A 23,914-nucleotide genomic window follows, 5' to 3' on the forward strand; every position below is an offset into this window, starting at 1 on the left:
TCAGCTGATCACCATTAACCAGGGCAGGCCGACCACCAGCCAAACCACTAGGAATAGCAGCCCGAAGACCGCCCCTAGGCGCCAAAAGAGCGCGCTGGGCAGGTAGCCGCTGCCGTAGTAAACCGGGCTTGGCCCTGTGCCGTAGGGGGTCAGAATGCCCATAAAGCCAAGTGTGGGTAGCAGTAGCAGAACAAACATCTGCATATCCAGACCGGCAATGCCTGATGCCGCTGCCAGAATCACCGGTAGCAAGGCGGTAACGTGGGCAGTAACACTGGCAAAGAAGTAGTGCAGTAGATAGAAAATGACCACCAGCGCCACCATGGCCATTAGGGGGTTGAAGTGGCTTATTTGCCCGCCAACCACATTGCCAAACCAGTTAACGAAGCCGACTTGGCTGAGCCCGCCCGCTAGTGCCACCAGGGTGGCAAACCATACAAAGGTATTCCAGGCTGCTCGGTTATCGAGAATATCGCTCCAGGTCACAATGCCGGTTAACAGCATGCCGCAGATCACCACCAAGCCTACCAGCGACCCAGAGATAATATCGCCCGCAAAAATCCATAGCAGCAGGGCGGTGACCACCATAATGACCAGCATTATTTCATGGCGGGTCAGTGCTCCCAGCTTGGTTAACTCTTGCCCCGCCCAGTCGGAGATTTCATTCCCCGCTTTCACTTCGGGCGCGCATAGCCAGTAGCTCAGCAGCGGCACCAGCAGGAGCAGCAGAATGCCGACAGGTGCTACTGCCATAAACCACTGCCCCCAGTTGATATGAATACCTGTCGCGCTCTCGGTTAGCGCGATCGCCAATAGATTGGGCGCCAGAGCGGTCAAAAATAGCGAACTGGTCACACAGGTGGAAGCCAGCGCGGTCCACATCAAAAAGCTGCCCATGCGCTTCATGCTGGGGTCATTGGGGTGCGAATCGTAAAGCGGCGGCAGGTTGCGAATCACGGGGTAGATCGTGCCTGCGCTACGTGCGGTGTTCGAGGGCGTAAACGGCGCCAGAATGCCATCGGCAATCATCACCGCGTAGCCAAGAGTCAACGTACGTTTTCCCATTGCCTTGACCAGCCAAAGCGATATTCGCCTGCCGAGTCCGGTTTTTTCATACCCCAAGGCAAACATAAATGCGCCGAAAATCAGCCATACGGTGGAATTGGTAAAGCCCGACACCGCCCATGAGAATGCCTGGTTAGCAGCACTGAATCCGTCAGTCGCCAGTTGCTCCGGAGAGAACAGCACCCACCGGGAAAGTAGTGCCACCAGGGTAACGCCGACCAGGCCCACCACTGCGCCCGGCAATGGTTCAAGAATAAGGCCAACCACACAGCCGAGGAAAATGGCGAAAAAGTACCACGCATGAGGCGCAAGCCCCAGGGGAGTGGGTATCAGCGCGACGATGATAGCAACTGCTAGCGGCGCTAACAGTTTCCATCGCGGTGAGGGTTGAGCATCGGTCGTCATGCGGCACCTCTCTTCAGTGTTGGTAGTGTGCTCTTTTTGCTTGGTGGGCAGTGGTCTGCCCGGCAGTGAGTGATTTGAAGAGTAGGCGGTGCAGCACTAGGGTAAAAGTGATGCTAGCTCGATTCCTCCCTTTCTTGATGTACATCAATAGTCCTTTGGACTAATGAACAGGGCCTTCCCCTTGTATGGTAAGTTCGAATAGACAAGACGGCAGCGCAGATTGCCGCCAGTACCACCTTTGACTTGGCTAATGAAGGGGCTTTTCATGCAACAGCGAGATTTTGATATCGTCATTGTTGGTGGGGGTGGTGCAGGCTTACGCGCTGCTATCGGGGCTGCCGAGCAGGCCAAAGAGCAGGGCACTCCCCAGCGCATAGCGCTGCTGTCCAAGGTTTACCCCATGCGTTCCCATACCGTGGCGGCTGAAGGTGGCGCTGCCGCCGTCACCAGTGCCGAAGATTCCCACCAAGCGCATTTCGACGACACGGTGTCAGGCGGTGACTGGCTGGTTGAGCAGGGCGTCGTCGACTACTTTGTTCATCACGCTTATCAAGAATTGGTGCAGATGGAGCGCTGGGGCTGCCCCTGGAGCCGTAAAGGCGATGGCCAAGTGCAGGTGCGCCGCTTCGGGGGCATGAAAACCGCACGCACCTGGTTTGCGGCCGACAAAACCGGCTTTCATATGCTCCACACCCTGTTTCAGACCTCGCTGAAGTACCCAGAGATTGAGCGTTTTGATGAGTTCTTTGTGCTCGATCTGGCGGTACACGAAGGTGCGGTTATTGGCGTTATAGCCCTGCAGATCGCTACCGGTGAACTGACCCTGCTGCGCGCTAAAGCGGTGATTCTCGCTACCGGCGGCGCAGGGCGCTTGTTCCGCTTCAATACCAACGCGGGAATTGTCACCGGCGACGGCATGGCGATGGCCTATCGTCACGGTGTGGCGTTGCGGGATATGGAGTTTGTCCAGTACCACCCCACCGGCCTGCCCGGTTCTGGCATTTTGATTACCGAAGCGTGCCGGGGCGAAGGCGGCATTCTGCTCAATAAAGAGGGCTACCGCTATCTGCAGGATTACGGCCTGGGCCCAGAAACTCCGCTTGGCAAGCCGGAAAACAAATATATGGAACTGGGGCCACGGGACAAACTCTCCCAGGCCTTCTGGCAAGAGCAGCAGGCGGGCCGCACCGGCAAGTTTGGCGACAGCGATGTGGTCTATCTCGACCTGCGCCACTTGGGTGAAAAGTACATTCTGGAGCGCCTACCGTTTATCTGTGAACTGGCTAAATCCTATATCAATGTTGATCCGGTGAAAGACCCCATTCCCATTCGCCCGGCGGTTCACTACACCATGGGTGGGATTGAGACCGACCCTCAGTGCGAAACCTCCATTGCCGGGCTTTACGCCGCCGGGGAGTGTGCTTCAGTTGGTTTGCACGGTGCCAACCGCCTGGGCTCCAACTCGCTGACCGAGCTGCTGGTATTTGGCCGCTTAGCCGGTGAACAAGCGAGCCAGCGAGCGGCCAAAACCGAGTGGGCTGATGAGCGCTTGCTGGAAGCCCAGGGCGATCGCCAACAAGCCAAGCTGTTGCGGCTCTGTGACGGAACCGAGGGGGCAGAGAATTGGGTAGCACTCAAGCACGCCATGGTGCAAGCCATGGAGAGTGGCTGCGGTATTTACCGCACTGAAGAGGGCATGCGCCATTCGCTGGATACCATGCGTCAGCTACGTGAGCGCTTTAATAAGGTTCGCGTTAATGATACCAGCAAGATATTCAATACCGAGCTACTGGAATGTCTTGAACTGGAGTGTGGCCTGGATATTGCCGAAGCCTCTTGCTTAGGGGCGCTTGAGCGTCGTGAATCCCGTGGTGCCCATCAGCGCCTGGATGAAGGTATGCAGAAACGCGACGACGTTAACTACCTCAAGCACAGCCAAGTGTTTTATCAAGGCGATGCCCATGCCGAGCTACACTGGCAGGATGTCGATGTGCGGTTTTCCGCCCCGGCGGAGCGGGCTTATGGCGATGCGGGCAAGGGGGGCAAGGCATGAACACCCAGCAGATCAGCACCAAACAAATCAGCGTTAAACGCTATTTGCCAGACAGTTCGGCTGAGTCCTACTGGCAGCAGTACGAACTGCCGGTGGACGACAGCACCTCTTTGCTGGATGCCCTCAACCACATTAAAGAACAGCTCGATAGCACGCTGAGCTACCGCTGGTCGTGCCGGATGGCGATTTGCGGCTCCTGCGGGGTCATGGTGAATGGCATTCCCAAGCTCGGCTGCAAAACCTTCCTGCGCGATTATGAAGGCGAGATCCGCATCGAGCCGCTATCCCACTTCCCGGTGCAGCGGGATTTGGTGGTGGATATGGAGATATTCCTTGAGCACCTGGCCGCGGTTAAGCCCTACCTGATTGATGACAACCCGGTAAAACCGTATGACCCCCAGGCGCCGGAAACCTATCAGCAGTCCCCTGAGCAGCTCGCCCGCTATAAGCAGTTCGCTAACTGCATTAATTGTGGCCTCTGCTACTCGGCCTGCCCGCAGTTTGGCTTGAATCCTGAGTTCCTTGGCCCGGCGGCGCTAACGCTGGCCCACCGCTACAATCTGGATAGCCGCGACCACGGCAAGAAGCAGCGCATGGCCGAACTTAACCGCCACGAAGGCGTTTGGAGCTGCACCTTTGTGGGCTTCTGCTCCAAGGTATGCCCCAAACACGTTGACCCCGCCGCTGCGGTCAATCAGGGCAAGGTCGAAGCGGCCAAACACACACTCATTGCGCTGTTTAAAGGGTAGGGGAGGAACGTCATGGATAAATCATCATCGCAACGCCTGCCGCCACTGAAACGCAACTGGTGGCTGAAACACCGCTTTTTTAAACTCTACATGCTGCGCGAAGCCACTGTGCTGCCGCTGGTGTTTTTCACGCTCTGCTTACTCGCCGGTATGGTTGCTCTTCTTCAAGGGGCAGAAAGCTGGCAGGGGTGGATCGCCTTTATGGGCTCCCCCATCGTATTAGTGCTGAATCTTCTAGCGCTGGCCGCCAGCCTGTTTCACGCCGCCACCTTCTTTGTGCTGTTCCCACGGGTAATGCCGCTGCGTATCGCCGGGCATAGCCTGCCTGATCAGGCTATTGTTGCCGGGCAGTGGGCAGGGGTAGTGGCGGTCGCACTGCTGTTTTTCTGGCTATTCGGGAGGGCGTAATTATGGAAAAACTAGCCATGAATAAACCAAGCATGGGCAAAAACAGCGCTCAGCATAAACAAGCCTTTGATGAGCCGCTCTGGTGGGGGCTGTTTAGCGCGGGTGGCGTCTGTTTTGCCGTCTTTCTGCCTGCCGTGATTCTATTTATCGCCGTTCTACTGCCCCTTGGCCTGCTGCCCGCCGAGGTGCTGAGCTATGAGCGGGCATCGGCACTGCTGTTCAGTGTACCGGGCTTTCTGTTTGTGGGGGCGGTAGTTTGCTTGCCGCTTTTTCATGCCGCCCACCGCCTGCGCCATGGGATGTTTGATATCAGCGTGGGCAATGACGCACTCAACAAAAAGCTAATGTACGGTGGTGCTGCGCTGGTAAGCATTGTGGCGCTGGGTCTAGTCGTCGCAGGTATGCTGGGTTAAACGGCTCGCTGTCAGCATTTCGCCCCAACAGATAAGAAGAGATAGGCATGATTAACGGACTCACTGAAACGGAACTCTATGCGCCGGTAGAGTGGCAGGATCGCTCCGATGGCTATCAGGATATTTTGTACCACACCACTGCCGATGGCATTGCGCGCATCACCATCAACCGGCCCGAGGTGCGCAACGCCTTTCGCCCGCTGACGGTTAGCGAGATGGCCCAAGCGCTGAATCGCGCCCGCCACGACAGCTCTATAGGCGCCATTCTGCTCACTGGCGCAGGCGACAAAGCGTTCTGTGCCGGCGGTGACCAGCGCATTCGCGGTGACTATGGCGGCTACCAGGATGAAGAGGGCACCCACCACCTCAACGTGCTGGATTTCCAGCGCGATATTCGCACCTGCCCCAAACCAGTAGTGGCGATGGTGGCGGGCTACGCTATCGGCGGCGGCCACGTGCTGCATCTAATGTGCGACCTGACCATTGCCGCCGAGAACGCTGTCTTCGGCCAAACCGGCCCTAAAGTCGGCTCTTTTGATGGCGGCTACGGCGCCTCGTATATGGCGCGCATTGTGGGTCAGAAAAAGGCCCGGGAAATCTGGTTCCTGTGCCGCCAGTACAGCGCCGCCCAAGCGCTGGAAATGGGGCTAGTCAACCACGTGGTGCCGCTAGACGAGCTAGAAAAAGAGAGTGTGCGTTGGTGCCGCGAGATGCTGCAGCATAGCCCTATGGCACTGCGTTGCCTGAAAGCTGCACTCAATGCCGATTGTGACGGACAGGCCGGGCTTCAAGAGCTGGCGGGTAACGCCACCATGCTCTACTACATGACCGAAGAGGGGCAGGAAGGGCGTAACGCCTTTAACGAAAAGCGCCGCCCGGATTTTTCCCGCTACCCGCGTAACCCGTAATGCAGCTGGCGCTTTACCGCTACTCCCTCCCGTTCCGTCAGCCGCTAATGTTTAAAAGAGAGCGGTTGGCGAACAGAGAAGGGCTGTTAGTTTCCATTAACGGGCAGTGGGGCGAGATTGCCCCGCTACCTGGCTTCTCAACGGAAACCCTGGCGGAAGCTGAAGCCGAAAGTCTGGCTTGTTTGGCTGCTTTGAGCCGAGGCGAAATAGTCTCCCCAACGCTGCCATCGGTGCAGTTTGGGTTTGACTGCGTCCAACGCTCTTGGCCACTCAATCTTCCTGAGCCTTTGCCGCCCTACCCACTGCTCCAGGGTGCACCTGCCGCGCTGATCCAGTCTCTTTCAACCACCGATTGGCAAGCCTCGCTACCGTCTCGGCTCAAGCTGAAAGTGGCACGCCATGCTATGGAGGAGGAGCTGGCGCTGATTGAACAACTTGCCGCTCGGCTGCCCACCACCAAGCTGATTTTGGATGCCAACGGCGGCTGGACGCGGGAAGATGCCCAGCGCTTCTGTGAGCGCCTCCCCCTTAAACAGATCGACTACCTGGAAGAGCCCTGCGCTGCCTTTGCTGACACCATCGCCGTGGCAGAAGCAACGGGGGGGGCCATTGCCCTGGATGAAACGCTATCCCGCCGGGAAGAGTGGTACTGCCACCCACAGCTCAAAGCCTTGGTAATCAAACCCACGCTAATCGGCTCGCTAAGCGACTGCGAAGCACTCGTTCAACGGGCACGGGCGGGTAATCTTCGCGTGGTGGTCTCCTCCAGCTTTGAATCCGGTCTAGGCCTTGTGCAGCTTGCCCGCCTGGCAAGCGAGTGGGCGCCTGATGAGCCGCCTGGGTTGGATACCGGCCATTGGCTTGCCGGACGTGTGACTAATCTAGCGGGTGAGGTGATGACAGAAAACGTGCACTGTCTTTCTAAAATGGAAAATTTAGCGTGATAGATACCTGCCCCATTCACTACTGGGCCAAAGAGACCCCTGAGCATATTGCGGTAGAGGCTGGCTCCGTGTGTCTTAGCTACCGAACGCTTAATCGCCGGGTGGCGTCTTTAACGCAGCAACTGAAGCGCGCAGGTTTTGTGCCCGGTGATCGCTTAGTGGTGCCCGCCAAAGGCTCGCTTAAATCCTTGCTGCTGGCGTGGGCCTGTCTGCGGGTTGGGGTTGTTTTCTGCCCGTTTAACCCAGCATTCCCTGTTACCCAGCAGCTCAATTTAGCTGAGCGCTTGCAGGCTGGCCGCGTCTGCCAAACGGAAAGTGACAATGATTACTCTTCACAGCTAACCTCTTCACCGCTAACGCCGATCACCCTGGATTTCCTGGCGGAAGCTGGCTCAGGTGAGTCGCCAGCGCTCGATGGCAGCCAGCTGTGTAACACCATTTTCACCTCTGGTTCCAGCGGTACGCCCAAGGCGGTGCTACATCGTGTGGCCAATCATTTAGCCTCCGCCCGCGGTTCGGCGTCGCTGATTCCCGTTGATCAGAACAGCGGTTGGCTACTGTCGCTGCCGCTGTTTCATATCGGCGGCTATGCGATCCCGTTTCGCGTCTTTCTCGCCGGTGGGCGGGTGATCCTCGACGATGCTCCCGATACGCTGGCGGAGCGCCTTGAGCAGCAGGCGATTAGCCATCTTTCCCTGGTGCCTACCCAGCTTTGGCGGCTGCTGAAAGCGGGCTTTACGCCCCAGCGCACCCAACTACGTGAGCTGTTACTAGGCGGTGCGGCGATTCCAGCACCGCTGGTGGCGAAGATGACATCACTGGGGCTGACGCCGAAGGTTAGCTATGGGCTGTCCGAGATGGCCAGCCAGGTATGCACTGGCATACCCACCGCTCCGGGCGTCGTCGGTAAGCCGCTGCCAGGTCGTGAGGTCAGAATAGTCGAGGGTGAGATACAGGTACGCGGCGAGACTCTGTTCTGCGGCTATTTGAATAACGGCAAAATGAATCCAGGTCTCAATAACGAAGGCTGGTTTGCTACCCGTGACAAAGGACACTTCACTTCGGAAGGCGCGTTGGTGGTGGAAGGGCGGCTCGATAACGGTTTTATCTCCGGCGGTGAGAATATTCAGCCAGAAGCTATTGAGCAGCGCTTGGTTGATCACCCTGGCGTTGCCCAGGCGTTGGTTGTAGCAGTGCCCCACCCCGAGTGGGGCGAGCGCCCGGTGGCGTTTATCGATTGGCACGGTGAGGCCGTCCAAGAGCAGGCGCTAAACACCTGGGTGCGTGAGGCACTGCCCGGCTTTATGGTGCCCGACGCCTGGCTAGCCTGGCCGCCAGGAGTGGGCTTTAAACCCTCCCGCACGCGGTTTGCTGAGCTGGCGCGGGCACGCGTGAATTTTACCGTTTAGCGGCGCAACCCATTGGTGACTTAATACCTATTCCGCTAGGCCAGCAGCGTCCAGCATGGCGTGGAGCAGAACGTTACAGCCTGCATGAATGTGTTCCGGCGTGGCGCTTTCGATCTCGTTGTGGCTAATGCCGTCCTTGCAGGGAATAAAGATCATTGCCGCGGGGGCTACGCGGCCCACAAACATTGCATCGTGGCCCGCGCCGCTGATGATATCCATGTGTGATAGGCCGAGCTTCTTCGCTCCTTCACGCACCGCATCAACACATTCTTTGTTGAAGTGTTCCGGGGCAAAATCCGCTGTGGGCGTTAATTCATATGCCAGCCCGTGGCGTTGGCAAATGTCTTCCACGGCGGCGGCCACCGCCTTGCCCATTGCGATAAGGGCTTCAGGCTCCCAGTGGCGCATATCCAGAGTCATTTTAACCTGGCCGGGAATCACGTTACGTGAACCGGGGTGCAGCGTCATACAGCCCACTGTGCCACGGCCGTGGGGCTGATGTTCAAAGGCGATACGGTTGAGCGCTTGGGTGACTTCGGCTGCGCCCATCATGGCATCCCGACGTAGGTTCATCGGTGTAGGGCCTGCGTGGGCTTCAAGTCCAGTCAGCGTTAAGTCGAACCACTTCTGCCCAAGTCCGCCGATAACCACACCAATAGTGGTGTCGGTATCTTCCAAAATCGGGCCCTGCTCAATGTGTGGTTCAAAGTAAGCTTTGATCTCATCTGGCGAGACGCTGTCGCTGCCACGGTAGTGAATGGCGTCCAGGGCATCGCTTACCGTGACGCCATCGGCGTCGGTGCGCGCCATCATGGCATCAAATTCCAGCTCGCCGGTAAATACGCCGGAACCCATCATGCAGGGCGGAAAACGGCAGCCCTCTTCGTTAGTCCAGGCTACGACTTCGATTGGGGATTGCGTGGTGATGTTGTGCTGGTTAAGGGTGCGGATCACTTCCAGGCCAGAGAGCACGCCGAAGCAACCGTCGTACTTGCCACCGGTAGGCTGACTATCAAGATGGCTACCGGCCATAACGGTTTTGGCGGTTGGATCGCTGCCTTCCCTACGGGCAAAGATATTGCCGATATTATCAATGCGAATAGTGCAGCCCTCGGCACGGCACCACTGGATAAATAGGTCACGTCCCTGGCGTTCTAAATCGGTAAGCGCCTGGCGATTAACGCCGCCCTTAGGGGTGGCGCCTAGTTTGGCCATCTCCATTAGTGCTTCCCAGAGGCGGTCACTGTCAGTGCGCAAATCAGCTGTAGCGATTTTCGGTTCAGCAAACGAGTTCATATGACTTCCTTTTATTGAGCACGGAGGAAGCTGGCGACTCCCCGATTATTGTTTGGCTCATTGCTAGAGTAGAGATAAAAAAGCCGACGTTACGTATAGATTCTCTAACGTGAACAAAAGAAAAGCATAATTTTATAAACGTGTTTGCTGGCGCATGCTGAGACCAAGTCTTATAGCGATGGAGCTGGACAGCATGTTTGGAATAAAAAGCAAAACGAAGCCTGAAGCATCGAGCTCTTCTATGGAGGAGGTGTCTTCTAAAACGGCACTTAATCAGCACTACTGGATGCCGTTTAGTGCCAACCGCGACTTCCATGCCAACCCGCGTGTGATCACCGGTGCGGAAGGGCGCTACTACATTGATGACCAGGGTCGTAAGCTGTTCGATTCACTTTCCGGGCTATGGACCTGCGGCGCGGGCCACAACCGTGAAGAGATTCAAAAAACCGTAGCGGCGCAGCTAGGTAGCCTCGACTTTGCGCCTGGCTTTCAAATTGGCCATCCGTTGGCGTTTAAACTGGCGGAAAAGGTGGCCAGCCTTACGCCAGCCGGACTGGATCATGTGTTTTTCACCAATTCGGGGTCAGAAGCCGCAGATACCTCGGTCAAAATGGCCAAGGCTTATTGGCGGCTAAAAGGTAAGCCAGAGAAAACGCGCATGATTGGCCGCGCCAAGGGCTACCACGGGGTAAACATTGGCGGCACCAGCCTGGGTGGGATCGGCGGCAATCGCAAACACTACGGCCAGTTGATGGATGTAACCCACCTGCCACACACCCTCCAAGCGGGTCACGCCTTCACCCGTGGCCAAGCGGAAACCGGTGCCGAGCTTGCCGATGCATTGCTCGATCAAATCGCCCTACATGATGCTTCCACCATTGCTGCGGTGATTGTTGAGCCGATGTCCGGCTCGGCGGGGGTGATCGTTCCGCCGAAAGGTTACCTGGATCGGCTGCGTGAGATCTGCACTGCCCACGACATCCTGCTGATTTTTGACGAAGTGATTACCGCCTTTGGGCGTAGTGGAGCAACCACCGGTGCGGAAGCCTTTGGTGTCACGCCGGATATCATGAACGTGGCGAAGCAGATCACTAACGGCGCAATTCCCATGGGCGCGGTGATCGCGTCCAGCGAGATTTTCGATACCTTTATGCACGCCGGTGGCCCCCAACATGCCGTTGAGTTTCCTCATGGCTACACCTACAGCGCCCATCCGGTGGCCTGTGCGGCGGGTCTGGCGGCGCTTGAGATGATGGAGCGTGAAAACTTCCCTGCTCAGGTCAGCGCCATCGCACCTACCTTTGAGCAGAAGCTACACGCCTTGAAAGGCCGCAATCACGTTGTCGATATTCGTAACTACGGCCTAGCTGGTGCCATTCAGCTAACGCCCCGGGAAGGCGACCCAACGATCCGTCCCCGCGATGCCCACATGGCGCTCTGGGAAGCAGGCTTCTACGTGCGTTACGGCGGCGACACGCTGCAATTCGGCCCTCCCTTTGGCACCAGCGAGGCCGAGCTAGAGCGGCTGTTCGACGCCGTGGCCACCACCCTGGATTCGTTAGCCTAAGATTCGCTGGCATAACCGACTGACCTAAATTTCAGAGAGTTTAAATATGAGTGTTGTTTCCCATCTGATTAACGGCGAGTTAGTTGAAAGTAAGCGTACGCTGGATGTCACCAACCCCTCCATCGGCAAAGTGATTCGCCAAGTGGCGGATGCCAATGCCGCCGATGTAGAGCGCGCCATTACCGCCGCCCAAGAGGCGTTTCCCGCCTGGCGCGATACGCCGCCCGCCAAGCGTGCCCAGGTGATGTACCGCTTTAAGCAATTGCTCGAAGATAACGCTAACCGCTTGGTGCAACTGGTCAGTGAAGAGCACGGCAAAACTCCCGAAGACGCCATGGGCGAACTCAAGCGCGGCATTGAGAACGTCGAGTACGCCTGTGGGGTGCCAGAGCTGCTCAAAGGAGAGTATTCCCACAATGTAGGGCCGGGCATTGATGCCTGGTCAAACTTCCAGCCATTGGGTGTGGTGGCAGGTATCACCCCGTTTAACTTCCCCGCCATGGTGCCGCTGTGGATGTACCCCATGGCGATTGCCTGCGGTAATACGTTTATATTGAAGCCTTCGGAGAAAGACCCTTCGGCGGCCATGGCAGTAGCCGAACTGCTTCAAGAAGCGGGGCTACCCAAAGGTGTAATGAATGTAGTCCACGGCAGTCGCGAAGCGGTGGAAACGCTGCTGGATGCCAAGGCCGTTAAAGCCATTTCCTTTGTCGGCTCCACGCCAGTGGCTGAGGCGATCTACTCTCGTGGTTCCGCCGCGGGTAAGCGCGTTCAGGCGTTAGGTGGGGCGAAGAACCACGCCGTGGTGCTGCCGGATGCCGACCTGGAAAACGCCGCCAACACATTAATGGGCGCAGCGTTTGGTAGTTGCGGCGAGCGCTGCATGGCGATCTCGGTAGCGGTATGCGTGGGCGACGAGACCGCAGACCGTTTGGTTGAAACCCTACTTCCTAAAATCGCTCAATTAAAAGTCGGCCCCGGCACCAAGCGGGATCTGGATATGGGGCCGCTGGTGACCGCTGAGCACCGGGATAAAGTCCTCGGCTACATCGAAGATGGCGTAAAGGCTGGCGCGACACTGGTTGCCGATGGTCGCGACCTTCAAGTCTCAGGCTATGAAGAGGGCTATTTCGTGGGCGGCTGCTTGTTCGATAACGTCACCGCCGAAATGCGCATCTACCAGGAAGAGATCTTTGGGCCGGTGCTTTGCGTGGTGCGCGTGGGTAGCCTGGATGACGCCATGCACCTGATCAACGACCACGAGTATGGCAACGGCACTTGCCTGTTTACCCGCGATGGCGAAGCTGCCCGCCGCTTTACCGACGGTATCGAGGTTGGCATGGTGGGCGTGAATGTGCCGCTCCCGGTGCCCGTGGCGTACCACAGCTTTGGTGGTTGGAAGCGCTCGCTGTTTGGGGATCTTCACGCCTACGGGCCGGACTCGGTGCGCTTCTATACTCGCCGCAAGGCGGTCTCCCAGCGCTGGCCGTCGGTGAGCGAGGCCACCCGGGCCGAGTTCTCGTTCCCCAACAATCAAAGTTGACGTCTTAGAGTAACTAGGACATCTTCTCAGCACCGTCGCTCTGCGATGGTGCTTTTTTTGGTGCGTACTTCAGACGTATAGGGACGAGAACAGCGTGGCGAGAACCCAGGACGAAATTCGGCAAACCAACGTAAAAAAGATTCTCCAGGCGGCAGAGCAGTTGTTTGCCGAAAAGGGCTATGCAGGTGCTTCCATGGGCGAAATCGCACAACTGGCAGAGATCCCCAAGTCCAACGTGCACTACTACTTCTCGACCAAAAATGCGCTGTATCAAGATGTTCTGTTAGAGCTTCTCGAGGTGTGGAAACAGGACGCGCTCTGCTTCGAGCTCTACGATGATCCTCGTGTCGTGCTTTCCACCTATATTCGCGCCAAGATGAACCACTCCCGCAACCGCGCCCACGGCTCGAAAGTCTGGGCGGCCGAAGTCATGCAGGGCGCGCCGATTCTTAAGGAGCGCCTGCGCGACAATCTTTACGAATGGGCCAAGCTTAAGGAGTCGAAAATTCGCGAGTGGGTCGAGTCAGGTCAAATCAACCCCGTCGAGCCTTCCTACCTTCTTTATATGATTTGGGCCTCCACCCAGCACTACGCTGATTTTGACTACCAAATCTACCTGCTCAACGACGACCAACCGCTGGACGACTTGCAGTTCGAAAAGGCTGTGCAGTCGGTGACCTCGGTGATTTTGCGCGGGATTGGATTGACGGCGTGAGCAGCATTCAACGACTGAGCTGCACAGACGTATCAAACTTATGCCGCTTACGCGACAGTAGCGTGCGGAACTTGCGCAGGTTGTCGTCGCCATAGAGCACGCGATCACAAAAGCTGTCGTACTCATCTAAATCAGCGACTGTCACGATCAATACAAAATCACACTCTCCGGTTACCTGATAGCACTGCTTCACTTCAGGGGCGCTCAGCGCTGTTGTTAAAAAACGCTGGTAGAGTGATTTGTTATCCCGCTCCATGGTGACTTCTACCACCATGTGCAAGCACTGCCCCAAGGCGTCAGGATTGAGTAGTGCTACCTGCTGCTCAATGATTCCAGCGTCGCGTAATCGATTAACGCGCTTTAAACAGGCAGAGGGTGAAAGCCCTATCTCGTCCGCTAGCGCTTGGTTGGTCAGGCTGGAGTTACGCTGAAGTTGGTCAAGGATTCGTCGATCAATGGCGTCCATGAAATAAAATGTCCTTTCTGAGCTCATAAAGAACGAATAGTGATTGTTAGTGCGGAATTGAAAAGAATATTCTGCGCCAGCCCCATTATCATAACCGTTGTTCAAATGATGGCAACGGGGGCTTGATGCAGATAAAAATTCATCATCTATTGGCTTGGGTAACTCACCTATTACAAGACGCGCTGCGCGTGTACCTGACGCTGCTCAAAATCCTGATTCCAGCGTTGCTTATCGTCAAAGGATTAGAGCTCTTGGGGGTTATCGGCTGGCTGGGAACGGTATTAGCTCCCTTAATGAGCATACTCGGTTTGCCCGAGCAGTTGGGCGTTGTGTGGGCGGCGGCGCTCTTTACCAACTTGTACACCGCCATTGCGGTATTTCTCCAAGTAGCTGGTGATATGCACTTGAGTGTCGAGCAAGTGACAGTGCTGGGTGCATTAATGCTGGTAGGGCACTCAATTCCTGTTGAGGGGGCCGTTGCCAAGCGCGCTGGCGTACCTTGGTGGGCTACGTTAGTCCTGCGCGTAGGTGGGGCTTTGCTGCTTGCTTGGCTCTTGCACTGCTTCTATTCGTATTTTGGTTTGTTGCAAGCGCCAGTAGCATTGGTATGGCAACCAAGCTTGTCGACAGCGCCAACGCTAAGCAGTTGGGCTATTGCACAGCTTGAAACGCTAGCGCTTATCTTTGTGATTATTTTAGCGCTGATTGTGCTCCTAAAACTTCTGAAAAAGCTCGGCCTGGAGCGCTGGATTCATCTTGGTTTGCTACCGCTACTCAAGCTATTAGGCATTGGCCGTTCGGCAGCTAATGTAACGGTGATTGGTTTTACGTTGGGATTAAGCTATGGCGCAGGGCTGCTGATTCGGGATGTGCAGAACGGGGTGCTTAGCAAGCGTGATAGCACGCTTGCACTGTGCTTTCTCGGCCTCTGCCATAGCGTTATAGAAGACACGCTGCTGATCTTGATGCTCGGGGCCGATATAGCGGGCATCTTGTGGGCAAGGCTACTCTTTGCCGTTATTGTCACCGCGATGATTGCCCGTTGGCCCGCAGCCACAATCAATAGGGCGCTACACCGGCTGCCGTAAGCGTAAAATGGATAGGCCCAATCCGATAAAAGCACTGCCCATCAGGCGATTGACCCATGTCACCCGCGAGCGACTGCTCAGCCAGCGGGCGAGATGCTTGGCAAGGGTGCCGTAGGTCATCAAGGTGACAAAGGAGAGTGCCATGAAGGTGCTTACCATGATGGAGAACTGAGGAAGCAAAGCGCGCTGCGTATCCAGAAACTGTGGAAACAGGGCAGTGAAGAACAGGATCGCCTTAGGGTTGCTCATGGCGACCAGTATGCCTTCACTGACAGTGCGCCATCTGGGAGTGGGTTTTGCCGGGCTGGTTGAGACCGCAAGGGAGGTGTTGCTGCGCCACTGACGAATGCCCAGGTAGATCAAGTAGGCTGCGCCGCCCAGTTTAAGCAGGTTGAACAGCACTTCCGAGGCGTTCAACACCACCCCCAGCCCCAAGACTGCTGCACTGGCCAGTATGAGTAGGCCAGTGATATTGCCCAGCGACGAAAGCGCCACGCGTTTGGCTCCTCCTGCCATGCCATTGCGCACCGCGACTAGAAAAGCGGGCCCGGGGCTGGCAATGCTGACTAGTGCCACGGCAACAAAAAGCAACCAAGTGGAAAGCAGCATGGGCGCATCTCCTGACGGGGTTGAAGTGACTCATCGCATTAATCCTAATGGATAACACCCGTGTAGACGACTAAAAAGCGTATTTAAGGTGTGGCGAATAAAATGAATGTGTTTCGCGCAATATAGGACTTGTCCTTTCGGTTTCCGGGTCAGGAAGTGGTCGGGTCGGCGACTCAAACTCTCAGCAAGCCTCTAATATCTCTTTTGACAGAGACTCCCCGTTCAGTGTGCGTGCGTACTGTGACAGCTAAACTTTGCTGGCGACCAAAAGGGCGGTCAGCGATCTTAGGCAATTCTGCCCAAAATACCGGATTTTGTAAGACATTCGCTATTGGGTTTGTAAGATATCTCTTAAAAATCGATGACTGAATTGATTTTGCTAGGAGATGCTGTAGTTTTTCCCGGCGTTGCTATCAGGGTTAAAGTCCTAAGCAATAAATGGCATCGACTTAATACGACTTTTTATAGAAGAGCCCTTTCTCAACAAGATGAAAAAGGGCGATCCCTCATGGCGGCATTCAGTATTGATGGCGCTTGTGTTTAGCCTTACTGGGTTTCAGGCGCATGCCTTTATTTATTTCGATTATTACCAGCTTTCCTACCGTCATCTTTACAGTACTGCTAAGTGTCGCCGTTCTTTACTGGTTAGTTTCGCTATCGGGATTGGTCGATAGCGACGTAGTCGAGGGTGATGTTGGCGAAGGCGGTTCGCTGGCGCTGGGTGGTTTACTGGCAACGCTGGGCTTGCACGGCGTTCCCCTGCCGCTAGTGATTACGCTGCTGGCATTAACCGGCTGGCTGTTTAGCTATTTCGCAATGCTGTTGTTAGGAACACACCTAAACCCAGGCCTGTTGCTGTGGGTGTTTAATGGCGTCGTGCTGATATTAGGGTTTGTTGTCGCCACTATTATCACGTCCTTGCTGATTCGCCCTATGCGGCCACTTTTTCGCCCCGCTCAGCACCTGCCTATTGAACAGCGTTTGACAGGTAAGCAATGCACGGTTCGCTCGGCAGAGGTGACAAAAGAGAAAGGCCGCGCCGATGCGCATATCGATGGTGACCATCTTATTTTGCAAGTGCGAAGCGACTCAGCGCTGGTGCGTGGTGAGCGCGCCATCATTATTCAGTACCTGTTTACTGAAGATGCGTATTGGGTGATATCTGAAAAAGATTTTGAAGCCGGCTTAGCCGATTAATTGCCTTGGTGCAGGAGATAAAGATGGATTTGTCGTGGATCATGCCACTACTGGTTAGTGTCAGTGTGATTGTTATTGCACTGCTTGCAATACTGGCACTGTTTAAAGCCTTTTATCGAAAAATAGATCAAGGTCAGGCGTTAATCGTCAATGACCTCTCCACGACTCCTAAGGTTTATTTTACTGGCGCCATGGTGCTGCCCGTTGTTCACCGTTCCGAAACCATGAAGGTGTCGGTGATCACCCTGGAGCTCAATCGTACCGGGAAAGAGGGGCTGATTTGCCGCGATAATTTGCGTGCCGATATTAGCGTAGCATTCTACCTACGCGTCAATGCCACTGCCGAAGACGTCTTGCGCGTTGCTAAATCCGTAGGTGTTGGTCGTGCGTCCGATCGCGATGCCGTTAATGAGTTGTTTAACGCCAAGTTCAGCGAAGCATTGAAGACCGTCGGTAAAAAGATGGACTTTATGCAGCTCTTCGAAGAGCGCCAGCAGTTCCGCGACGCCATTGTTGAGACCATTGGTCAGGATCTTAATGGCTATATTCTCGAAGACGTTGCCATTGATTATTTAGAGCAAACGCCGAAAAGCTCGCTGGATCCGAACAATATCCTGGATTCAGAAGGTATCAAATGTATCACCGAGATTACCGCCCGACACAATGTTGAGACCAACCGCCTGGAGCGCGACCAAGAGCTGGAAATTCAGCGCAAGAATGTATCCGCACGCGAAGCAGCGTTAGAACTTGAGCGAACTCAGGCCGATGCCGAGGCGCGTCAGCGTCGTGAAATCGAAAGCTTGCAGTCTCGTGAGCAGTCCGAAGCCGAGCAGGTGCTTCAGCAAGAACGTGCGAAAAGCGAAGCCGCGCGGATTAAAACCGACGAAGAGCTGGCGATTGCTGAAGAGAACAAGCAGCGCCAGATCGAAATGGCCACCAAGGCCCGCGAACGTGCGGTACAGATCGAAGAGGTGCGCATTCGTCAGGCAAAAGAGCTTGAGGATGTAACCCGTGAGCGTGCGGTAGAAATTGAACGAATCGGTATGGAGAAAGCGCTGGAAGAAGAGCGCAAAGAGATTGCCGACATTACCAGCCAGCGTATTGCGGTTGAGCGCAGCGTGGCCGAAGAAGAAGAGAATATTAACGATGTGCGCAACCGCGCCGAGGCGGAGCGCCAGAAGGTCACTCGTTTGACCGCTGCTCAAGCCGAAGCTGAAGAGCGCAAACTGAAAGAAGTGCGCGCAGCGGAAGCCGTGTTCGAGCGCTCCAAGCTGGAAGCGGAAGAGGCGGTTATTCGCGCCCAAGCCGATCTGGACGCCGCAGAGAAGAAATCCGCAGCAGAAGAGAAGCAGGCGCGCGGTCATCAAGCCCTTGCCTCGGCAGATGGGCTGGCCGAAGCACAAGTGTTGGAAGCGCGTGCTCACGCCCAACGTAGTGAAGGCTTTGCCCAGGCCGAGGTTAAAACGGCCAATGCGAAAGCTGACGAAGATGCCGGACTGGCGGAAGTGCGTATTCTTGAACAGCGCCTTGAAGCCGAGGCCATGGGCGAGGAAAAACTGGGCACTGCGAAAGCACAGGCTCGGGAAGCAATGGCCAAAGCCGAAGCAAATGGCTTGGTCGAGAAGCTGCGCGCTTACGACAATATGTCCGAAGAGGCTCGCCACTTCGAAGAGTTCCGTATGAACCTGGAAGTTCACGAGAAAGAAGTCATGGCGCAAATCGAAGCCCAGCGCATCGGTATGCTCGAAAATGGCAAGGTAATGGCTGCCGCGATGCAAAATGCCAAGTTTGAACTGATTGGTGGCGACAGCGATGTGTTTGAAAAACTCACCGCCGGGCTAGGCTACGGTAAAGCGGTTCAAGGCGTACTCGATAAATCGCCAGCACTGCAAGCCACCCTTGCGGGCTTGGCAAATCGTGCCATGAGTTCTGGCAAATCCTCCGAAACTGCCTAAAGGATAGGGCGGCTCTCTATGGGGAGAGCCGCCCTACCTTTGCCATTAGTGTCGCGCCAAGCGGCCGGTGACCTATCCAGACAGTTTTCGTAAAAGCCAAAGACCGCAACTGTCAGCCAATTGCGGTCTTTGCTATTTCTAGTGAGCACTTTTCAGGATGAATACCTATGTCGAAGGAGCATGCTTCGGTTGAAAATATCGTCAGAGAAAGCACCGCATTCGAGACGATTCAGCGGCGGTTGAGAACCCAGGGCGGCGAACTGGGCGCTTCGATCGGTAAACTGAATGACGCCCGCGCTGACGTTTTCGGTAGCAGTAGTATGGCGCTTTTGGGTAGGGCCCGTGTTCGAACCGAAAATAACGCCATTGCTCGCGATATGGTACGCATTGGCGAGCAAATTTTGTTTGGCTTTAATGTTCAATTAGGGCTGCGCAAAGAACTGGAAGCGAGCGATATTTTTGCGCTCTACCACCTCAAAGATGATGAGGAGGGGCTTGAGTTAAGTGAAGCGCCAATGGCGAATAGCTTCCTCACCGAGAGCCGCTTTGTTCAGGATTTCAAAGAACTCCAGAAATACTACAGCCATGCCACGCTGGTTCAACTGGTCACCCTTAACAATAAACTGCTAATTGCTTTTCAAATCGGTGAAAAACTAAGCGACCTGCGCGTCTTCCGTTGGGAGTTAGCCGCCAGCGGCGAGGTGAGCCGCTATATCGATAATCGCGGCGAGCGCGACCTGATCTTTCCTGACCGCTTCGCTTTCTCCTGGCAAACCGCAGGCCGGGATATGCAGGAGCAGGGTCGCGCGCCCCATCTGAATATCCTTGATACCGTCTTCGTGGACAACCTGCGCGGACACATTACCTTTAAGATTGAGAACAACACCAGCAGCGGCGAGGGTGTCTTTAGCGACCCGGTGGAGTCAGACTCCCAGTCGCTGGACGATGCCAGCTTTGAATATGCTGATCTTGGTGCGGTGGTGCTGATTCGTATTTTGCCCTTCAATGAGCAACAGTGGCGCTACTACCTTTTCAACCGTGCTGAGCAGCACGTTAAACGTGTTGATGCCATGGCGGGCTCCGTCGTTGAGCTGCCGGAAAACCACGGCCTGATTTTTCCCTCAGGCTACTACTTAAATACCGGTGAGTTGACCACCTACGAAGTACCCGAGGAAGACCTGCGCTTCAAACGTATGGTGCGCTCGCCAAACGGCGAAGATGTTCTCTACACTTTCTACGCGCCGCAAACCGGGCAGGTGGTGCTTTATCGCTACAACTTGATCCGCAAGCAGGTCGATACCCCCATGGTGGGGCACGGGGCGGCGATACTTGAAAACGGTCACCTAGCGATTTTTTACGCTGAAGACGAGCCTACGCTGGTTCATCCTATCCAGGTATGGGCGACGCCCTTTATGTCGGAGCGCTTCCATGCCCAGGATGCGGTACGTAACGACACGCCACTAGGCCGAATCGGTAACCCTGATCTGGTACGCGGTATTGCCGAGCTCAATAGCATCGTGCAGCTCGCTAACGAGCAGCAGGCGTCAGAGCGTCACTTTAATGCCATCATCCGGCGGGTTGACCGCACGCTGAACCAGTTCCACTGGATTGGCGAGGCTGATTTCCAGACGATCCATGCCGCGCTTGAACAGCTAAAGCACACTGCTGAACTGATGCTCGATGAGTATGAGAAAGTCCAGGCGATTCGTGCTCAGACTGCTCAGGCGCTAGATGAGGTTGAAAAACAGCAGGCGACGATGCTGCGGGAGCTAAAGCCCAGCAGTTGGAAAACTCCCGACCTATTCGTCACCTACCTGAAGCACTTACGCGACCATCGTGGCCGACTGATGGCGCTGCGTGAGCGCCGCTACCTGGATGAAGAGCGCCTGCAAACCTTAGAGCAAGCGCTGGATAAAGCGGAACAATCGCTGACCCAGCAGACCTTTAGCTTTCTTGCTCAGCCAGAAGCGCTGGATGGCTACCGGGAAACCCTGGCGACGTTGAAAGAGCAGGTGGGTGAGGCAGAGAATCGCCAGCAGTTGGCGGAGTGCGTGGAGCGTTATCGCGAATTAACCGCGGGCCTGGATATGATTCAAGGGTTGCTGTCATCGATGTCTGGCGGCGATGCTATTGAGCAGACGCGGATTACCGAGAACATCTCCAGCATCTACGCCTCGATTAATCAGCAGCGCTCCGAAGCGGAGATCCGTTTAAGAGAGCAGGGGAGCGCAGAGGCTCAGGCACAGTTTGCAGCCCAGATTCGCCTGTTCGAGCAGAGCCTGGCTAACGGCGTGGGCGCGTTGCGGGAACCCGATGACTGCGATCAGCTGATGACGCGTATCCTCGATCAACTCCAGGAGTTGGAGAGTCAGTTCGGCGAATTTGATGAATTTTTAACCACCATCCTTGAACAGCGTGAAAGTGCCCACGAGAGTATCGAAGCACGCCGCCAGCAGCTGCAGGATGAGCGTCAACGTCGTGTCTCTACCCTAACGGACGCCAGCCAACGGATTCTGGCTAATGTGGAGCGCCGCACAGAGCGCTTTGAAACTCTGGAAGAGCTGCATAGCTTCTTCGCAGCGGATGCCATGGTGGGCAAAGTGCGTAGCATGATTGATGAGCTACGCGAGATGGGCGGTAACCTTGAGGCGGACGATATCGCCGGACGCCTGCGCTCCTCCCAAGACGCCGCCATGCGTAGCGTGCGCGACCGTTCCGATATTTATGAATCCGGTGGTGATGTTATTCGCTTAGGGCCGCGCCACCGCTTCAGCGTCAACCAGCAGCATCTTGATTTAACCCTGGTGCCTCGCCAAGAGCGCATCATGCTGCATCTGACGGGCACCCAGTATTACGAGCCGCTGGAAGATGAGCGGCTGACCGAGCTGCAAGACTACTGGAGTATGCTGCTGCCTTCTGAAAGCCCCGCGGTCTATCGCGCCGAGTATCTTGCTTATCGCTTTATGGACGAGTTGGCGCAGCCCGGTGCTAAGCCGATTAATGTGGAAGATTTCAGCGAGTTGCAGCGTCAGATTGCCAATTTTGCCTCGCCGCGCTACCGCGAAAGCTACGAAAAAGGTATCCACGATCACGATGCTGCGTTAATCGTACGCACCTTGTGGCCAGCCCGCCAAAGTGCTGGCTTGCTAGGGTTTGGGCCACTGCCGCGGGCATTGGCAATGCTCTTCTGGGCCGATCGTATTCATGATGAAGAGGCGACCCGTAACCTGCGCGCTCGCTGTCTTTCGGCAGGCATTCTGTGCCGCATTATGAATAACGAGGATCTGCTACGGGCTTTGATTCAGGAAGTGCAGCCGCAGCTTGATGCCTTTGTCACGACCCAGCAGTTGGCTAGCGTGTCAGGTCAGGCTGATTCGTCTAGCTTGATAAGCAGCGCCGCTGATTTCCTGGTACGTCAGTTAGCTGAAGAAGGCGAACGTTTTCCGGTCACTCAGTACGCCGCCAGCCTGGTGGAAAGCTTTACCACCTCCATGCAGCAGCAGGGGCACTACGCACATTTCCAAGAGGCCCTGGCCGTGGTGGCGGGTAACCCCGGCGCCCGCTGGGTGATCACTTCCCACTGGCTGCAGGCCCACGCGGGGCAAGCCAAGCAAGAAGCGTTGCTGCACTACCTGCCTGAAGCGATTGCCATGCTCAACACGGCTGACCGGCTAAGCACCGCCACCCATAATGTTGAGCTAGCCTTCACCGTTACCGGCCTATTGGGCCAGCACGGGCGTCTTGAACAACAGGAGCTCACGCTTCAGCTCGATGACTTTCAGGAGCGGCTGCGCCACCATGAGCAGGTCGTGATACGCGACTGGACGGCACTGCAAGAGCGTCGCCAGCTGATTTTACGCGAGCAGCGGGAGCGGTTGAGGCTCGAAGAGTATCTGCCCAAGCCGCTGAACTCCTTTGTGCGCAACAAGCTGATTACCGAAAGCTACCTACCCATTATTGGCGATAACCTAGCTAAGCAGATGGGCACGGTGGGCGATTCGCGGCGAACGGATAATAGCGGTTTGCTGATGATGATCTCCCCGCCCGGCTACGGTAAAACCACGCTTATGGAGTATGTGGCGAACCGCCTGGGGCTGATCTTTATGAAGATTAACTGCCCCAGCCTTGGCCATGATGTGACCTCGCTGGATCCTGACGCGGCTACCCACTCCACCGCCCGGGCCGAGCTGATCAAGCTCAACCTCGCCTTTGAGATGGGCAACAACGTGATGCTCTATCTGGATGATATCCAGCATACGCATCCGGAGTTTCTGCAGAAGTTTATCTCGCTATGCGACGGCAGCCGACGGGTAGACGGTATCTGGAACGGACGCACCAAGACCTACGATATGCGTGGTAAGCGCTTCTGTATCGCCATGGCGGGTAACCCCTACACCGAAAGCGGCGACGTGTTCAAAGTGCCCGATATGCTGGCTAACCGCGCCGACGTTTATAACCTGGGCGATGTATTAAGCGGCATGGAGGAGGTGTTTGCGCTCTCCTACATCGAGAATGCCATGAGTGCCAACACGGTGCTCGCCTCTTTGGCCACGCGGGGCATGGACGATTTCTACCGCTTTGTGGATATCGCCATGGGCCGCGAGGTGCCGAGCACCGACTTTGAACACGACTATAGCGCCGCTGAGCACGAAGAGATCGTGGCGGTGCTGAAGAATATGTTTAAAGCACGAGAAGTGGTGCTGCGAGTTAATCAACAGTATATCGCCTCCAGTGCTCAGGCTGACGAGTACCGTACCGAGCCGCCGTTCCGCCTACAGGGCAGCTATCGCAATATGAATCGGTTGGCGGAGAAGATGTCACCGATCCTTAGCGACGATGAGCTTGAAGCGATCATTGATGATCACTATGTCGGGGAAGCGCAGCTGTTAACCCAGGGCGCCGAAGAGAATTTACTCAAGCTGAAAGAGCTTAGAGGCACTTTGAGCGAAGCGGAAAAGCAGCGCTGGGAAGATATCAAACGTGAGTTCCAACGTCGGCAGCTAACCGGAGGCAATGAAGAGACCGGTGCCTTGGTGGTTCGACAGTTAAGCTTAATTGCAGAAGGGGTTGGGCAGTGGGGGAAGGTAAGGTCGGGGGAGAGTTGATGCCGACTACATTGCCGCC

18 protein-coding genes are annotated in these 23,914 nt (G+C 55.8%); 14 read left to right on the forward strand and 4 right to left on the reverse strand.

All coding sequences use genetic code 11. From position 1 onward, the window contains the following. Positions 1-1,470 carry an anion permease gene (locus AC4EYZ_RS15540; RefSeq protein ID WP_027957066.1) on the reverse strand — a complete coding sequence of 490 codons (1,470 nt, stop codon included), beginning with the start codon at positions 1,468-1,470 and terminating at the stop codon, positions 1-3. A 265-nt stretch (positions 1,471-1,735) separates the two neighbouring features. On the opposite strand from AC4EYZ_RS15540, the gene frdA reads away from it, so the two are divergent. Genes frdA through menE form a run of 7 tightly spaced genes read left to right on the forward strand, consistent with a single transcriptional unit; the run spans position 1,736 to position 8,354 of the window. Continuing rightward, positions 1,736-3,523 (forward strand): fumarate reductase (quinol) flavoprotein subunit, encoded by a 1,788-nt coding sequence (gene frdA, locus AC4EYZ_RS15545; RefSeq protein ID WP_022521692.1) that lies wholly within the window; start codon positions 1,736-1,738, stop codon positions 3,521-3,523. Continuing rightward, entirely contained in the window at positions 3,520-4,272 is a 753-nt protein-coding gene (locus tag AC4EYZ_RS15550; RefSeq protein ID WP_009285922.1) for a succinate dehydrogenase/fumarate reductase iron-sulfur subunit, read from the forward strand. Before frdA ends, AC4EYZ_RS15550 begins: the two co-directional genes overlap by 4 nt. Positions 4,273-4,284: 12 nt before the next feature. Then, complete coding sequence (locus AC4EYZ_RS15555; RefSeq protein ID WP_027957065.1) at positions 4,285-4,680, forward strand: succinate dehydrogenase/fumarate reductase transmembrane subunit; 396 nt, start codon at positions 4,285-4,287, stop codon at positions 4,678-4,680. Positions 4,681-4,697: 17 nt separating this feature from the next. Beyond that, positions 4,698-5,093, forward strand: coding sequence for a fumarate reductase subunit FrdD (gene frdD / locus AC4EYZ_RS15560; RefSeq protein WP_231500587.1), 396 nt, complete (start codon positions 4,698-4,700; stop codon positions 5,091-5,093). A gap of 47 nt (positions 5,094-5,140) precedes the next feature. Next, entirely contained in the window at positions 5,141-6,001 is an 861-nt protein-coding gene (gene menB / locus AC4EYZ_RS15565; protein ID WP_009285921.1) for a 1,4-dihydroxy-2-naphthoyl-CoA synthase, read from the forward strand. Continuing rightward, positions 6,001-6,945 (forward strand): o-succinylbenzoate synthase, encoded by a 945-nt coding sequence (gene menC, locus AC4EYZ_RS15570; RefSeq protein WP_027957063.1) that lies wholly within the window; start codon positions 6,001-6,003, stop codon positions 6,943-6,945. The genes menB and menC overlap by 1 nt, the downstream gene beginning before the upstream one ends. Next, a complete protein-coding gene (menE, locus tag AC4EYZ_RS15575) occupies positions 6,942-8,354 on the forward strand; it encodes an o-succinylbenzoate--CoA ligase (protein WP_027957062.1) in 1,413 nt (470 codons plus the stop codon). The genes menC and menE overlap by 4 nt, the downstream gene beginning before the upstream one ends. Before the next feature lie 27 nt (positions 8,355-8,381). On the opposite strand, the gene AC4EYZ_RS15580 is transcribed toward menE, so the two are convergent. Then, a complete protein-coding gene (locus AC4EYZ_RS15580) occupies positions 8,382-9,650 on the reverse strand; it encodes a Zn-dependent hydrolase (RefSeq protein WP_027957061.1) in 1,269 nt (422 codons plus the stop codon). A gap of 193 nt (positions 9,651-9,843) precedes the next feature. Here AC4EYZ_RS15580 and aptA point away from each other — a divergent pair, with 193 nt between their 5' ends. From aptA to AC4EYZ_RS15595, 3 genes are all read left to right on the forward strand, one after another. After that, entirely contained in the window at positions 9,844-11,217 is a 1,374-nt protein-coding gene (aptA, locus tag AC4EYZ_RS15585; RefSeq protein WP_141440582.1) for an omega-aminotransferase AptA, read from the forward strand. A gap of 46 nt (positions 11,218-11,263) precedes the next feature. Further along, the gene (locus AC4EYZ_RS15590; protein WP_141440583.1) at positions 11,264-12,760 is read left to right on the forward strand and encodes a CoA-acylating methylmalonate-semialdehyde dehydrogenase; all 1,497 of its coding nucleotides are present in this window, start codon (positions 11,264-11,266) and stop codon (positions 12,758-12,760) included. 94 nt (positions 12,761-12,854) lie between these two features. Beyond that, positions 12,855-13,475 (forward strand): TetR/AcrR family transcriptional regulator, encoded by a 621-nt coding sequence (locus tag AC4EYZ_RS15595; RefSeq protein ID WP_027957058.1) that lies wholly within the window; start codon positions 12,855-12,857, stop codon positions 13,473-13,475. Positions 13,476-13,482: 7 nt separating this feature from the next. Here AC4EYZ_RS15595 and AC4EYZ_RS15600 read toward each other — a convergent pair whose 3' ends face one another. Next, complete coding sequence (locus AC4EYZ_RS15600) at positions 13,483-13,941, reverse strand: Lrp/AsnC family transcriptional regulator (RefSeq protein WP_027957057.1); 459 nt, start codon at positions 13,939-13,941, stop codon at positions 13,483-13,485. Positions 13,942-14,066: 125 nt separating this feature from the next. On the opposite strand from AC4EYZ_RS15600, the gene AC4EYZ_RS15605 reads away from it, so the two are divergent. Further along, complete coding sequence (locus AC4EYZ_RS15605) at positions 14,067-15,029, forward strand: nucleoside recognition domain-containing protein (RefSeq protein ID WP_035538744.1); 963 nt, start codon at positions 14,067-14,069, stop codon at positions 15,027-15,029. Here AC4EYZ_RS15605 and AC4EYZ_RS15610 read toward each other — a convergent pair. After that, complete coding sequence (locus AC4EYZ_RS15610) at positions 15,012-15,638, reverse strand: LysE family translocator (protein WP_027957055.1); 627 nt, start codon at positions 15,636-15,638, stop codon at positions 15,012-15,014. The two genes, AC4EYZ_RS15605 and AC4EYZ_RS15610, sit on opposite strands and share 18 nt — an antisense overlap. 564 nt (positions 15,639-16,202) lie before the next feature. Between AC4EYZ_RS15610 and AC4EYZ_RS15615 the strand changes: the two genes are divergently transcribed. From AC4EYZ_RS15615 to AC4EYZ_RS15625, 3 genes are all read left to right on the forward strand, one after another. Next, the gene (locus AC4EYZ_RS15615; RefSeq protein WP_141440584.1) at positions 16,203-16,835 is read left to right on the forward strand and encodes a hypothetical protein; all 633 of its coding nucleotides are present in this window, start codon (positions 16,203-16,205) and stop codon (positions 16,833-16,835) included. Positions 16,836-16,858: 23 nt separating this feature from the next. Beyond that, the gene (locus AC4EYZ_RS15620) at positions 16,859-18,790 is read left to right on the forward strand and encodes a flotillin family protein (RefSeq protein WP_474191308.1); all 1,932 of its coding nucleotides are present in this window, start codon (positions 16,859-16,861) and stop codon (positions 18,788-18,790) included. 167 nt (positions 18,791-18,957) lie between these two features. Beyond that, on the forward strand, positions 18,958-23,895 hold the full coding sequence (locus AC4EYZ_RS15625) for a DNA repair ATPase (RefSeq protein WP_474191309.1): 4,938 nt from the start codon (positions 18,958-18,960) through the stop codon (positions 23,893-23,895). Positions 23,896-23,914 lie beyond the last annotated feature (19 nt).

The organism is Vreelandella sp. 162(4c) (genome assembly GCF_058152265.1).